Annotated in this window: 12 protein-coding genes; 9 read left to right on the top strand and 3 right to left on the bottom strand. The window is 70.8% G+C overall.

Annotation, left to right across the window (positions count from 1 at the left end; genetic code table 11):
* The first annotated feature begins 24 nt into the window (after positions 1 to 24).
* The 8 genes from QRN40_RS02840 to QRN40_RS02805 all read left to right on the top strand — a co-directional run bounded on the left by QRN40_RS02840 (position 25) and on the right by QRN40_RS02805 (position 8,613).
* Entirely contained in the window at positions 25 to 600 is a 576-nt protein-coding gene (locus QRN40_RS02840; RefSeq protein WP_285113970.1) for an isochorismatase family protein, read from the top strand.
* A 76-nt stretch (positions 601 to 676) separates the two neighbouring features.
* Complete coding sequence (locus tag QRN40_RS02835) at positions 677 to 2,878, top strand: MMPL family transporter (protein WP_285113969.1); 2,202 nt, start codon at positions 677 to 679, stop codon at positions 2,876 to 2,878.
* A 67-nt stretch (positions 2,879 to 2,945) separates the two neighbouring features.
* Positions 2,946 to 3,860 (top strand): thiamine pyrophosphate-dependent enzyme, encoded by a 915-nt coding sequence (locus tag QRN40_RS02830; RefSeq protein WP_285113968.1) that lies wholly within the window; start codon positions 2,946 to 2,948, stop codon positions 3,858 to 3,860.
* A gap of 4 nt (positions 3,861 to 3,864) precedes the next feature.
* Positions 3,865 to 4,593 carry an alpha/beta fold hydrolase gene (locus tag QRN40_RS02825; RefSeq protein WP_285113967.1) on the top strand — a complete coding sequence of 243 codons (729 nt, stop codon included), beginning with the start codon at positions 3,865 to 3,867 and terminating at the stop codon, positions 4,591 to 4,593.
* A 58-nt stretch (positions 4,594 to 4,651) separates the two neighbouring features.
* Positions 4,652 to 5,155, top strand: coding sequence for an Lrp/AsnC family transcriptional regulator (locus QRN40_RS02820; protein WP_285113966.1), 504 nt, complete (start codon positions 4,652 to 4,654; stop codon positions 5,153 to 5,155).
* Positions 5,155 to 6,618 carry an NAD-dependent succinate-semialdehyde dehydrogenase gene (locus tag QRN40_RS02815; protein ID WP_285113965.1) on the top strand — a complete coding sequence of 488 codons (1,464 nt, stop codon included), beginning with the start codon at positions 5,155 to 5,157 and terminating at the stop codon, positions 6,616 to 6,618. The genes QRN40_RS02820 and QRN40_RS02815 overlap by 1 nt, the downstream gene beginning before the upstream one ends.
* A complete protein-coding gene (locus tag QRN40_RS02810; RefSeq protein WP_285113964.1) occupies positions 6,618 to 7,808 on the top strand; it encodes a thiolase family protein in 1,191 nt (396 codons plus the stop codon). The genes QRN40_RS02815 and QRN40_RS02810 overlap by 1 nt, the downstream gene beginning before the upstream one ends.
* 43 nt (positions 7,809 to 7,851) lie before the next feature.
* A complete protein-coding gene (locus tag QRN40_RS02805; RefSeq protein WP_285113963.1) occupies positions 7,852 to 8,613 on the top strand; it encodes a 3-hydroxyacyl-CoA dehydrogenase in 762 nt (253 codons plus the stop codon).
* A 97-nt stretch (positions 8,614 to 8,710) separates the two neighbouring features.
* Here QRN40_RS02805 and QRN40_RS02800 read toward each other — a convergent pair whose 3' ends face one another.
* Positions 8,711 to 10,165 (bottom strand): helix-turn-helix transcriptional regulator, encoded by a 1,455-nt coding sequence (locus tag QRN40_RS02800; protein WP_285113962.1) that lies wholly within the window; start codon positions 10,163 to 10,165, stop codon positions 8,711 to 8,713.
* A gap of 113 nt (positions 10,166 to 10,278) precedes the next feature.
* On the opposite strand from QRN40_RS02800, the gene QRN40_RS02795 reads away from it, so the two are divergent.
* Positions 10,279 to 12,111, top strand: a complete 1,833-nt coding sequence (locus QRN40_RS02795; RefSeq protein ID WP_285113961.1) for a phosphoenolpyruvate carboxykinase (GTP) — start codon at positions 10,279 to 10,281, stop codon at positions 12,109 to 12,111.
* A 35-nt stretch (positions 12,112 to 12,146) separates the two neighbouring features.
* Here QRN40_RS02795 and QRN40_RS02790 read toward each other — a convergent pair whose 3' ends face one another.
* Positions 12,147 to 14,138: an ABC transporter ATP-binding protein gene (locus tag QRN40_RS02790; RefSeq protein ID WP_285113960.1), complete on the bottom strand. Its 1,992-nt coding sequence runs from the start codon at positions 14,136 to 14,138 to the stop codon at positions 12,147 to 12,149.
* 50 nt (positions 14,139 to 14,188) lie between these two features.
* Complete coding sequence (locus QRN40_RS02785) at positions 14,189 to 14,404, bottom strand: hypothetical protein (RefSeq protein ID WP_285113959.1); 216 nt, start codon at positions 14,402 to 14,404, stop codon at positions 14,189 to 14,191.
* Positions 14,405 to 14,462: the final 58 nt, after the last annotated feature.

Raw genomic sequence — 14,462 nt, 5'->3', positions numbered from 1 at the left:
GCGATCATCACCCCGGAGGACGGCATGACCAAGGCGCTCTTCATCGTCGACGTGCAGAACGACTTCACCGAGGGAGGGGCGCTCGGGGTCGACGGCGGCTCCGCGGTCGCCGCCGGCATCACCGAGTACTTGGCGGAGCATGCCGACGACTACGCGCTCATCGTCGCCAGCCGCGACTGGCACGACGGTCACAATGACAACGGCGGCCACTTCGCATCGGACTCCGAGCCGGACTTCGTGGACAGCTGGCCGGTGCACTGCGTCGCCGGGACGCCGGGCGCCGACTACCACCCCGCGTTCGACACCGCGCGGGTGGGCTTCCACGTGCGCAAAGGTCAGGGCGTGCCCGCGTACTCGCTGTTCGAGGGCCGGACGGAGTCGGGCGAGACCGTGCACCAGCTGCTGGACGAGCACGGCATCCAGACCATCGATGTCGTAGGGATCGCGACCGACTACTGCGTGCGGGCGTCGGCTCTGGATGCGCTCGCGAACGGCCGGCAGGTCCGGGTGCTGACGTCCCTGGTGGCGGGGGTGGCCCCGGCGTCGTCCGAGGCGGCGCTCGCCGAACTGGCCGAGGCGGGGGCGGAAGTGGTCGCCTGAGCCTGCCTCCCGCGTGGACGCCGGCGCGCATCCACGCTATGGTAATTGCTAGCTAGTCTAGTAATCAGGAGGCGAAGTGCCCAAGGAAGCCGAAGACCGGCCCGCCAGCCCGCACGCACCGGCGCGATGGCTGCGGATCGTGGTCCCGACCGTCCTGGTCCTGATCTGGCTGGTCGTCGCCGGCATCGGGGGGCCGACCTTCGGCAAGCTCTCCGGCGTCTCCAGCAACGATCAGGCGGCCTTCCTTCCCGCGAGCGCTGAGTCCACCGAAGTGCAGGACTGGCAGAAGCGGTTCACCGACTCCGGGTCGATCCCCGCCATCGTCGTCGTGCAGGCGGACGACAGCATCCCGAAGAGCGAGCTCGGGACGACCTACGCCGACCTCGGGACGAAGCTCGGCCATGTGGACGGCGTCCAGGCCCCGCCGGAGGGCGCGAGCACCAGCGTGGCCGGCCCGATCCCGTCGGAGGACGGTCGGGCGGTCGAGTACATCGTGCCTGTGGCCAATACCGACGAGGTGAAGACCGTCGTCGCCGACCTGCGGGCCGTGGCCGACGAGAACGTGCCCGACGGCGCGCGCGCCTGGGTCACCGGCCCGGCGGGGCTGACGGCCGACCTCGTCAACGCGTTCGGCGGGATCGACGGCATCCTGCTCCTTGTCGCGGTCGCGGCGGTGTTCGTCATCCTGCTGCTGGTCTACCGGGCCCTGCTGCTGCCGTTCCTCGTGCTGTTCACCTCGATCTTCGCGCTCTGCGCGGCCATCCTCTTCGTCTACCTGTTCGCCCTCTGGGGATGGATCAAGCTGTCCGGGCAGAGCCAGGGCATCCTGTCGATCCTCGTCATCGGCGCGGCGACCGACTACTCGCTGCTGCTGGTCGCGCGCTACCGCGAAGCGCTCGAGGTCGAGCAGTCGCGGTGGGTAGCGATCCTCCGTGCCTGGAAAGCGTCCCTCGAGCCGATCGTCGCCTCCGGCGCGACCGTCATCCTGGCCCTGCTCTGCCTGCTCTTCTCGGACCTCAACTCGAACAAGAGCCTCGGGCCGATCGCCGCGATCGGGATCGTCTTCTCGCTGCTGTCCGCGCTCACGCTGCTGCCGGCACTGCTGGCGATCTTCGGGCGCGCGTCGTTCTGGCCGTTCCGGCCGGTCGTCGGCGGCCGTCATCACAAGCCCGTCGAGGGCGCTGCGCTCAGTGGGCTGGAGGGCATCCGCGGTCTCTGGCTGCGCGTCGGGCGGCTGATCGCCCGCCGACCGCGGGTCACGTGGATCGTCTCCTTCGTGCTGCTCGCGGCGTGCGCGCTCGGACTGACCCAGTTGAAGGCGAACGGAGTGCAGCAGACGGACGTCATCCTGTCGCAGTCGGACGCCGTCGACGGGCAGGCGATCGTCGCCAAGCACTTCGACGCCGGGTCCGGGTCTCCCGTGCTGATCGTCGCGCCGGAATCGAAGGCGGATGACGTGCTCGCCGCGACCCAGAAGACCGACGGTGTCGCATCCGCAGCGTTCTACACGGGCGGTGGACGGCCCCAGGAGGGCGCGCCGGCGGAACCGGTCGTGAAGGACGGCCACGTGCTCATCCAGGCAACGCTCGCCTCCGAACCGGACTCGTCCGCCGCCGAGCGCGTGGTGAAGGACCTGCGCGGTTCGCTCTCCGACGACGGCTCGGTGCTCGTCGGCGGTGTGACGGCGATCGCCCTCGACACGAACGAGACGGCACAGAGCGACCTGGCGAAGATCATCCCGATCGTGCTGGCGGTGATCCTCGTCATCCTCATGCTGCTCCTGCGCTCGATCGTCGCGCCGGTGCTGCTGATCGGCAGCGTCGTGCTCTCGTATGCGGCGGCGCTGGGAGTCTCGGCGCTCGTGTTCAACCACGTCTTCGGATTCCCGGGTGCGGACGCCGCGGTGCCCCTGTTCGGGTTCGTGTTCCTGGTGGCGCTCGGGGTGGATTACAACATCTTCTTGATGACACGGGTGCGCGAGGAGTCGCTGCGCCTGGGGACGCGTCCGGGCATCCTGCGCGGACTGGGTGTCACGGGCAGCGTCATCACGTCGGCCGGTGTCGTGCTGGCCGCGACGTTCGCGGCGCTCGCGGTCATCCCGATCCTGTTCCTCGTGCAGATCGCGTTCATCGTCGCCTTCGGGGTGCTGCTGGACACCGTCGTCGTGCGGTCGCTCCTGGTACCGGCCGTGTCGTACGACATCGGCCGCGCCATCTGGTGGCCCTCGAAGCTCTGGCAGGACAAGATGCACAGTAGAAGGGCGGAAATCTCGTCCTGATCCGGCAGATTGACCAACGTCTGCTGTACGACTTGGTGCCTGATCGTGGGTGCGGGAGAGTTGCATCATGACGCTGACCGCCCCGCAGCGCGCTGCTGCGCGCCCTGACGACGCCGCCCTCCTGCGTCGCCTGTACCGGACGATGGCGATCGTCCGGCGCCTCGAACGCGACGCGATCGCGATGGAGGGGCAGGGCGTCAGCGCGGCACATGTGCCGCTGCGCGGCTCGGAAGCGGCCCAGGTCGGAGGGACCGCAGCGCTGGACCCTGCGGTCGACTTCGTCTCGCCGGGAGCCGGAGAGCTGGGAGTGGCCGTCGCCCTGGGCGCCGACCCGGTCGCCCACCTCGCAGCGCGCCGTGGGCGCGGCCGGTGGCGCGGGCACCTCGGGAATGCCGATACGCCCCAGGCGGTCGGCGATCCGGCCGCGAGCAGTGCCGTGACCCACGCGGTCGGCTGGGCACTCGCCGCCAAGCTCGACCGCACGGGCGGCGCGGCCCTGGCGTACCTCGGCGGTGACACGGACGCCGCCACGCAGGGGACCGTGCTGCGGGACGCGATGGATGCGGCGGCGGCCTCGAGCCTTCCCGTCGTGTTCTTCCTGCAGGACGACCGGGACATCCCGGTTGCCGACCATGCGGTGCCCGCTGTGCGGGTCGACGGCGACGACGTGCTCGCCGTCTACGACGCGACGGCCGAGGCTCTGGACCGCGCACGCAGCGGCGGAGGACCGACGGTCATCCTGCCGATCACCGCTCGATCCTCGGATGGGGCGGGGCCCTCGCTCGTCTCCGGCGAGACGCCGAGGCGGCCGGCCCGCGACCCGCTCGCCCTGTGCGAGCAGAAGCTCCGCCAGACGGGAACGGTCGGCGACGAGTTCTTCGCCGAGGTGGCCGACACGGCCGGAGCACTCGCGGACCGGGTGCGCGACGGCGCCCTCCTCGGTGCCGATTTCTTCGGTGCCGACGTGCTGCGGGAGCAGTGACGGCGTGCGCATCCACGTCGACCGCCACCCGGGTCCGGACCCGGTGCTGCTCGTCCACGGCTTCGCGTCGAACGGCTCGATGACCTGGGAGGCGACAGGCTGGGTCGCCGCGCTCGCCGCTGCGGGCCGCGGAGCGATCGTCCCCGACCTGCGCGGCCACGGCCGGAGCGACAGCCCGCACGAAGCGGCCGCCTACTCGCCCGAGCTGCTCGCGCAGGACCTTCTCGGCGTCCTCGACGAGCAGGGCGTCGAGCAGGTGGATGCGATGGGCTACTCGATGGGGAGCTGGGTCTCGCTCGCGCTGGTCGGCCTCACCCCCTCGCGCATGCGGCGCCTGGTGGTCGGGGGCGTCGGGACGGTCGAGCAGTTCGGGCACTGGGGAGTCTCGGCCGTCCAGGCCGCACTCCGCGACGAGCCGTCGGCGCTCGATGCGAGCAGTCCGCTCGCGCCCCTGCTCGCCTCCCTCCGCCAGGCGCCCGGCGTCGACCGGGAGGCCCTCGCGGCCTGCGCCGCCGGGATGGCGGCGCACCCGCTGCCGCTCGCCAGCACGGTCCCCACGATGCTGGTGGTCGGCGACGCCGACCCGGTCACGGACGGCGCCGACGAGGCCGCCCGGCTGCTCGGCGCCGAACTGGTGGTGCTGCCGAAGCGCAACCATGTCACGACGTTGAGCGCGCGCGGGTTCAAGCAGGCGGCTCTGCCGTTCCTGGGGGCTGCGGTCGGCGTGCTGTAGTGCATGGCGCGGACGCGTACCCTGCGTCGTACGATGTGCGAGGACCGAAGGAGGTCGCATGATCGACAAGCTCGACGCCGATCTGATCGCGCTGCTGACCACAGAGCCGCGGCTCGGCGTGTTCGAGGCGTCACGGCGGCTGGGGGTCGCGCGGGGGACGGTGCAGGCGAGGCTCGACCGGTTGCAGCGCTCGGGGGTGGTGCGCGACTTCGCTCCGACGGTCGACACCGACCGGCTCGGGTACCCCGTGACCGCCTTCGTGACCGCCGAGATCGCCCAGGGCGAGTGGGATGTGACCGTCGTCGAGCACCTGGAGGCGATCCCCGAGGTGCTCGAGGTGCACACCATCACCGGCGCCGGGGACCTGATGATCCGCGCGGTCGCGCGATCGAACGCCGACCTGCAACGGGTGATCGACCGCATCGTGAGCGACCCGGGGATCATGCGGACATCGACCGTCATCGCCCTGGCGACGAAGATCGACCACCGCGCGGTCCCCCTGGTGCTGGCCTCGGTCACGACAGACGATGAAGACGAAGAGAATGAGGAGGAACGCGGCTGATGGATGAGAAGGCTCTGCTCGAGCGAGTGCCCGACGGTCTGTACATCGGGGGAAAGTGGACGGCCGGGTCCGCCGGCACGTTCCCGGTGTTCGACCCGGCGACCGGGGAGCGCATCAAGGAGATCGCGGACGCCTCGCCGGAGGACGGCATCCGGGCACTGGATGCCGCCGTCGCGGCCGCCGAGGACTGGGCGGCGACGCCCGCCCGTGAGCGCGGCGAGATCCTGCGCCGCGCCTTCGACCTGCTGCAGGAGCGGCGCGACGAGTTCGCGCTGCTGATGACGCTCGAGATGGGCAAGCCGCTGGCGGAGGCGAACGGCGAGGTCACGTACGGCGGCGAGTTCCTCCGCTGGTTCTCCGAGGAGGCCGTGCGCATCTCCGGCCGCTACGGGAGCAACCCGGAGGGGACCGGCCGGATGATCGTGTCGCAGCATCCCGTCGGCCCGTGCTTCCTGATCACCCCCTGGAACTTCCCGCTGGCGATGGCGACCCGCAAGATCTCGCCGGCGCTCGCCGCGGGCTGCACGGTCGTCATCAAGCCGGCCGAGCTGACGCCGCTCACGACCCTTTACTTCGCGCGGCTGCTCGAGGACGCGGGACTGCCGCCGGGGGTGCTCAACGTCGTGACGACGACCACCTCCGGAAAGGTGTCGGCGCCGATCATCGCCGACTCGCGGCTGCGCAAGCTGTCGTTCACGGGGTCGACGGAGGTGGGGCGGAAACTGCTGCAGCAGGCGTCCGAGAACGTGCTCCGCACCTCCATGGAGCTCGGAGGCAACGCGCCGTTCGTCGTATTCGACGACGCGGACCTCGACCGGGCGGTCGACGGCGCGATGCTCGCGAAGTTCCGCAACATCGGAGAGGCCTGCACCGCGGCGAACCGGTTCATCGTGCACGAGGCCGTCGCCGACGAGTTCGCCTGCCGGGTGACAGACCGGGTCAACGGGTTGAAGATCGGCCGCGGCACCGAGGACGACGTCACGATCGGTCCGCTGATCAACGAGGACGCCATCCACAAGGCCTCCGAACTGCTCGAGGACGCCGTCGAGCGCGGCGCCTCGGTGCTCACCGGCGGCTCCCGCGTCGACGGGACGGGCACGTTCTTCGAGCCGACCGTGGTGACGGATGTGCGCCCGGGCAGCGAGATCCTGCGCCAGGAGATCTTCGGTCCGGTGCTGTCGATCATCCGCTTCTCCGACGAGGACGAGGCGGTGCGGCTGGCGAACGACACCGAATTCGGGCTGGTGTCGTACGTCTTCACGAAGGACCTGGCGCGCGGTCAGCGGATGATCGAACGCCTGGAGACCGGGATGATGGGGCTCAACGTCGGCGTCGTCTCCAACGCGGCGGCGCCGTTCGGCGGTGTGAAGCAGTCGGGCCTCGGACGCGAGGGCGGCTTCGAGGGCATCCACGAGTACCTGAACACGAAGTACACGCTCACGCCGAACCCGTTCGGTCTCTGATGACGCACGCCGAAGCGGTCATCGTCGACGTCGTCCGCACGCCGTCCGGTCGGGGGAAGCCCGACGGCGAGCTGTCCGACATCCACCCGGCCGACCTCCTCGCGGGCGTGCTGCTCGAACTGGTCGGGCGCACCGGCATCGACCCCGCGGTCGTCGACGACGTGATCGGCGGATGCGTCACGCAGTCGGGGGAGCAGGCCGGCAACATCACGCGCACGGCGGTGCTGAGCGCGGGGTTCCCAGAGAGCGTGCCCGCAGTGACCATCGACCGGCAGTGCGGGTCGAGCCAGCAGGCGGCCGCGTTCGCCGCTCAGGGAGTGATCTCGGGCGCGTACGACGTCGTCATCGCCTGCGGGGTGGAGTCGATGAGCCGGGTTCCGATGGGGTCCAATCTGCAGGGAGCCTCCCTCGGCGGCGCCCTCCTGAAGACCCGGTACCCGGACGGGCTCGTGAACCAGGGCGTCTCGGCGGAGCTCATCGCGGACCGGTGGGGCTTCAGCCGTGCCGAGCTGGACGACTACGCCGCCGAATCGCACGGACGCGCCGCGTGGTCGGCGGCGAACGGCTCCTACGACGGCGAGCTCGTCGCGGTGCCGACCCCGGACTCCGGCAGCGTGGTCGCGGACGAGACGATCCGCCCGGGCACGACCGCGGAGAAGCTCGCGCAGCTGCAGCCGGTGTTCCGCACCGACCGGCTCGCCCAGCGGTTCCCCCAGCTGGAATGGCGGATCACCGCCGGCAACTCGTCGCCCCTCACCGACGGCGCCTCCGCTGCACTCATCATGAGCGCGGAGGCAGCGAAGCGGCTGGGCCTGCGCCCGCGCGCCCGGTTCCACTCGTTCGCGGTCGCCGGCGACGACCCCCTGCTGATGCTCACCGGCATCCTCCCGGCGACCCGCAAGCTGCTCGACCGCAGCGGCGTGCGCCTGGACGAGATCGATGCGTACGAGGTCAACGAGGCCTTCGCGCCCATCCCGCTGCTCTGGAAGAAGGAGTTCGGAGCGGACCCGTCGCGCCTCAATCCGCGGGGCGGAGCGATCGCGCTCGGCCACGCGCTCGGATCGTCCGGGACGCGGCTGCTCGCGACGCTGGTCAACGAACTCGAGGCGCGCGGCGGGCGCTACGGGCTGCAGACCATGTGCGAGGGTGGCGGCACGGCCAACGCGACCCTCATCGAAGTGCTGCGCTGACCCCTGCGCCGGCGCCACATCCATATCCGACAGAAGGAGAACCATGCAGCTCGACGGATGCTCAGCCCTCGTCACCGGCGGAGCGAGCGGACTCGGCAACGCCACCGCACACGCCCTCACCGACGCCGGTGCACACGTCGTCATCCTCGACCTCCCGAGCTCCGAGGGGGAGAAGGCGGCGACGGCCCTCGGGCCGAACGCACGCTTCGTGGCGGCGGACGTCACGGACGAGGAGCAGGTGCAGGCGGCGGTCGACACGGCATCCGGCCTGGCCCCGCTGCGCGTCGTCGTCAACTGCGCAGGGATCGCGACGGCTGAGAAGGTCATCGGCCGGGACGGGCTCATCCCGCTCGACCACTTCGAGCGCGTCGTCCGGGTCAACCTGGTCGGAACGTTCAACGTGGTGCGGCTGGCTGCTGCGGCCATCGCGCAGACCGAGCCGGTGGGGGAGGAGCGCGGCGTCATCGTGAACACCGCCTCGGTGGCTGCCTCCGACGGACAGATCGGGCAGGCCGCCTACTCGGCCTCGAAAGGCGGCGTCGCGGCCCTGACGCTGCCGCTCGCGCGCGAGTTCGCGCGCAGCCTCATCCGCGTGATGACGATCGCGCCGGGCATCTTCGAGACGCCCATGATGGCCGGGCTGCCGCAGGCCGCGCAGGACTCGCTGGCCGCCCAGGTGCCGCATCCCTCCCGCCTCGGGCGTCCCACCGAGTACGCGGCCCTCGTGCGCGCGATCGTCGAGAACCCGATGCTCAACGGCGAGACGATCCGCCTCGACGGCGCGATCCGCATGCAGCCCAGGTAGGCCGCGCTCACCTCCGCCCCGCCCCGGCCCCCCGATTCGTGACGAATGTGCGCCATTCGTGACGAATGACGGTGATTCGTGACGAATCCGGCCCGGGTCAGGCGCCGGAGTGGGCCTCGAGGAAGGCGTAGACGTCGGAGTCGTCGACGCCCGGAAACGAGCCGGACGGCAGCGGCGACAGGATGTGGGCGTGCAGCCGCGCGCTCGGCCACGCCTTGCCGGCCCACCGGCCGGACAGGTCCGACGGCGCCCGCTTGCAGCACGACTCGTCGGGGCAGCGCGACTCCGCGCGGTCGGTCGTCTCGCGCCCGCGGAACCATTTCGCCTCGTCGAACGGCACTCCGACGCTGATCGAGAAGCCGCCCTCGGCGGTCGTGCCCGTCTGCGTCGCGCACCAGTACGTCCCGGCGGGCGTGTCCGTGTACTGGTACAGCTCGGTCGTCCGGTTCGTGTGCGTGAACGCGCTGCGGGCTCCCCACTTGCGGCAGACGACCTGCCCCTCGATAGAGCCGGTCACATCCGTCGGCAGCGGCAGTCCGTCGTTCTCGTACCCCTTGTACAGCGCACCGTCGTCGCCGACCCGGAGGAAGTGCATCGTCATGTCGAGGTGGGTCGTCGCCAGGTTCGTCAGCCGCAGCGCGGCCGCCTCGTGGGTCACGCCGAACGCGTCGCGGAAGTCCTCCACCGCGAGATCCTTGTCCTTCTTCGCCTGCTGCAGGAACGCCACCGCGGCGTCCCGGGGCATCAGGCAGCAGGCGGCGAAGTAGTTGATCTCCAGTCGTTGACGGAGGAAGTCGGCGTACGACTCCGGCCGGGTGTGTCCGAGCAGGCGGTGCGCCATCGCCTGCAGCGCCATCGAGCGGAGGCCGTGGCCGCCCGGGATGGACGCCGGAGGCAGGTAGATGCGCCCGTTCTCCAGGTCGGTGATCGAGCGGGCTGACCGGGGCAGGTCGTTCACGTAGATGAGCTCGAACCCGAGCCGCTCGGCCATCACGCTCACCTCGCGGTGCGTGAGGGCGCCGCGCACGTGACCGGAGGAACGCACCTGCTGCTCGGCGAGCTCCTCGATGGCGGGGATGTAGTTGTCCTGCGCGCGCATCCGCTCGCGCAGCTCGGTGTTCGCCCGTCGGGCCTCCTCGGGTGTCGCGATGGCCTCGCTGGCGCGGCGGCTCAGCTCGCGGTGCAGGCCGACGAGCGCCTGGAGCGTCTCGGTCGGCGTTCCCTTGGTGGCCTTCACCGCGGGCAGGCCGAGCGTCGCGTAGAGCGAGCCGCGCTGCGCCCGGGCGAGCTCGATCTCAAGCGCGGCGCGCTCGTCCGGCGGCTCGGCCGACAGCAGGTCGGCGGGTTGAACGCCGAGGGCCGAGGCCAGCGCGCTCAGCAGGGAGATGCGGGGCTCACGTTTGCCGTTCTCGATCAGCGACAGCTGGCTCGCCGCCACCCCGGCGGCGGCGCCGAGGTCGTCGAGGGTCATGCCGCGACGCGTGCGGAAGTGCCGGATGCGGTGGCCGAGAGTGGCGACGTCGATGTCGCCCGAGTCCACGGATGCGCTCATGGCTTCACGTTAGCGAAAGAATCGCGATTCTTACAGAGGAATTCATGGGGAGAAGGCCGCGAACATCGCGGATGCTGGATGCAACACCACTTCTTTCGACGAAAAGGACTCCCATGAGCATCGCCGAGCTGCCCCTCGCCGACACGGCATCGTCCGACGGACTGGATGCCGTCCGTGCCTGGGTCGACGACATCGCCGCCCTCGCCCAGCCGCAGGAGATCGTCTGGTGCGACGGCTCCCTCGCAGAAGCGGACCGTCTCACCAAGCAGCTCGTCGCCGAAGGAAAGCTGATCCGGCTGAACCCGGAGTGGCGGCCCAACAGTTTCCTCGCCCGCACCGACCCCGGCGACGTCGCCCGCGTGGAGGACCGCACCTTCATCTGCTCGGAGGACGAAACGGATGCGGGCCCCACCAACAACTGGCGCGAGCCTGCCGCCATGCGCGCCGAGCTCCGCGACGTCTTCGCCGGAAGCATGCGCGGACGCACGATGTACGTCGTCCCGTTCTCGATGGGACCGGTCGGCGGCCCGATCTCGCAGGTCGGCATCCAGCTCACCGACTCGGCCTACGTCGCGGTGAGCCTCGGGATGATGACCCGCGTCACCGGGCGGGTGCTCGAGCTGATCGCGGCCGGCCGGCCGTGGGTGCCGACCGTGCACAGCGTCGGCTTCCCGCTGATCGACGCGCAGGGGATCGCTCGCGACGACGTCCCGTGGCCGTGCAGCCCCACCAAGTACATCGTGCAGTTCCCCGAGACGCGCGAGGTGTGGTCGTACGGTTCGGGCTACGGCGGCAACGCCATCCTCGCCAAGAAGTGCTTCGCACTGCGCATCGCGTCGGTGATGGCGCGCGACGAGGGCTGGCTCGCCGAGCACATGCTCATCATCAAGGTCACCTCGCCGGAGGGCCGGGTGTTCCACATGGCGGCGGCGTTCCCGTCGGCGTGCGGCAAGACCAACCTCGCGATGCTCGAGCCGAGCATCCCCGGCTGGAAGGTCGAGACGATCGGCGACGACATCGCCTGGCTGCGCCAGGGTCCGGACGGGCGTCTTCGTGCCATCAACCCGGAGGCCGGCTTCTTCGGCGTCGCACCGGGCACCGGCGAGAGCACGAACCGCACCGCGGTGAACACGCTGTGGGGGAACACGATCTTCACCAACGTGGCACTGCGCGACGACGGCGACGTCTGGTGGGAGGGCTTGACCGATGAGCCGCCCGCGCACCTGGTCGACTGGGAGGGGAACGATTGGACGCCCGACAGCGGTCGCCCGGCCGCGCATCCGAACTCCCGCTTCACCGTGAGCGCCGCGCAGTGCCCGTCCATCGCCGATGACTGGGACGCCTTCGACGGCGTGCCGATCGACGCCATCCTGTTCGGCGGACGGCGGGCGACGAACGTCCCGCTCGTCGCCCAGGCGCGCGACTGGCGCCACGGGGTGTTCATCGGGGCGACGGTCTCGTCGGAGAAGACGGCGGCCGCAGAGGGGGTCGTGGGGGAGCTGCGGCGCGACCCGTTCGCGATGCTGCCGTTCTGCGGCTACAACATGGCGGACCACTGGGCGCACTGGCTCGAGGTGGGGGAGAAGCTGGGCACGAACGCTCCGGCCGTGTTCCAGGTGAACTGGTTCCGCAAGGGGGCCGACGGCAGGTTCCTGTGGCCCGGATTCAGCGAGAACGCGCGGGTCGTCGAGTGGATCGCGCGACGCGTCGAAGGCAGCGCCGACAGCGTGGACACGCCGATCGGGCGCCTCCCCGTCGTCGACGAGCTCGACCTCGACGGCCTCGACCTGCCGTCCGCCGACGTCGACGCGCTGTTCGAGGTGGATGCGGACAGCTGGCTCGCCGAGTGCGACCTCACCGAGGAGTTCTTCGGCCGGTTCGGAGGCCGCGTTCCCGCCGCACTCCGAGCCGAGCTCGCGTCGCTCCGCTACCACCTCCGCGCGTAGGCCAGCAGCGCGGCTACTTAGGCGTACGGCGGCTGCTAGACGAGGAGCTGGTGCTTGGCGAGGTCGCGGTAGAGCGGGGTGCTCTCCACGAGCTCGGAGTGAGTGCCGGAGCCGACGACGCGGCCGTGGTCCAGGACCACGATCTGGTCGGAGTCGACGACCGTGGACAGGCGGTGCGCGATCACGAGCAGGGTGCGGTCCTCGGCGACCGCGTCGATCGCCTCCCGCATCAGCTGCTCGTTGCGGCCGTCGAGGCTGGAGGTGGACTCGTCCAGCAGCAGCACGGGCGGCGCCGCGAGCAGCGCGCGGGCGATCGCCAGGCGCTGGCGCTCACCGCCGGAGAGCATGATGCCGTCCTCGCCCACGGGCGCGCCGAGCCCGAGGTCGCTGCGCTCCAGCACCTCGGTCAGGTTCACCGCGTGCAGCACGTCGATGCACTGCTCGTCGGTGGCGTCGGGGGACGCGAGCGTGAGGTTGTCGCGCAGCGAGCCTGCCAGAACCGGCGCATCCTGCTCGACGTAGCCGATCTGCGACCGCAGCGCGACCCGGTCCAGCGTGCGCACATCCATGCCGCCGAAGCGGACCTCGCCGCCCTGCGGGTCGTAGAAGCGCTCGACCAGCGCGAGGATGGTCGACTTGCCCGCACCGGACGGCCCGACGAGCGCGGTGCGCTTGCCCCGCGGGACGCGGAAGCTCACGCCGTGCAGAACCCCGCCGTGCCGCTGGGCGCCCTCGTCGGCGCCGACACCTGCTGCAGCCTCGGCTTCGGCCAGGACGTCGGCGCCGGTGAAGGCCTCGAAGGCCAGGCGCTCCGGCGTCGGCGTCGCCGTGGCTGCTGAGCGTGGGCTCTTCTGTGTGCCGGACGCATCGCCGGATGCGTCGCCGGGGGCCGCCTGATCCGGATATGCGAACCGCACTTCCGCGAACTCGATCGCGGGCGCCTCCGGTGCCAGCCCTTCGTTCGCGGCACCGACCGTGAGGGCGAGCGGGGCGATCTCCCGGTCCCGCTGGTCCTCGGTGGGGAGGTCGAGGATCTCCTGGATCCGGCCGAGCGCACCCAGCGCCGAGTTGACCGCCGCGATCGCGCCGAACGCCTGGCCCAGAGGCAGGATCATCATGAACAGGAACAGGATGAACGCGACCAGGTTGGCGACCGTCAGCGCCCCGCTGGCGACCCGGAAGCCGCCGACGCCGAGCACGACCAGGAACGAAACCTGCATCGCGATGCCCGCGACCGGGACGACCAGAGCCGAGATCTTCGCCACCTGGATGCCCATCTTCCAGGCTCCCGTCGCGTCGGCGTCGACGGCGGCGATCTCGCGTTCCGTCGCGTTCGACGCGCGGATCGTCCGCACCGAGCTGATCGCCCGCTCGACCGCTGCGGCGAGGTCGCCGACCTTGTTCTGCGCCTTCTGGCTGGCGACGCGGATGCGGCCGGACAGCAGGACGACCGTCACGATGGAGATGGCCACGACCAGCACCGTCAGTCCGAGCAGCACCGGGTCGATGATCAGCATGGCGATGAGCGCGCCGATGAACGTGAGGGCGCCGCCGATCGCCTCCACGAGTCCCTGGGTCAGCACGGCCCGGAGCAGCGTGGTGTCCGAACCGACACGGGAGACCAGGTCGCCGGTGCGGCGGGTGTCGAACTCGCTGATCGGCAGCCGCAGCAGTCGGCCCACCAGCTTGCGCCGCGACGACAGCACGACGCCCTCGCCGGTGCGCTGCAGCAGATAGTGCTGGTAGCCGGAGATGAGCCCGGAGACGACGACCAGCGCGACCAGCGCCCAGACCAGGCCGCCGAGCGGCTCCTGGTTGCCGACCACGGTGATCACCTGGCTCACGAGCAGCGGCTGGGCGAGGCTCGCCGCTGCGCCGAGGATGCTGAGCACGATGACGACGGCGAGCACGCGCTTGTGCTCCAGGAGGTAGGGGAGCAACTGCGAGAAGCGGGCGCGGGGCCCGGCGTCGTCGGCGGCGCGCCCGAGGCCGCGGCGGCGGCGCGTGGGGGCGGTGGTGCTGGACATGACGGTGTCTCCGTTTCGGGGGAGGAGGGACGTCGGAGCGGCGTCTGCCGCTAGCTCCGACCGTACTTCTTGTGAACTGCCTGTTTGCTGACACCGAGCGCCAGGGCGATGAGCTGCCAGGTGGCGTTCGCGTTGCGGGCACGCCGGACGGCCACGCCCTCGAGCCGGTCGAGTTCGCGGTGCATCTTGGAGATCGCGCGGAGGGCGACGATCGGGTCGTCGGAGTCGGCGTCGCCGGCGAGCGTGTGCAGGGTTCCGGAGTCCATGTCGTCAACCGTAGTTGACGCCTTTCCGTAAGTCAACGTGGATTGACGGTCCGCACCC

It is taken from the genome of Leifsonia sp. fls2-241-R2A-40a (assembly GCF_030209575.1).
GTDB lineage: Bacteria > Actinomycetota > Actinomycetes > Actinomycetales > Microbacteriaceae > Leifsonia.
This window is presented reverse-complemented; position numbering and strand designations above follow the sequence as displayed.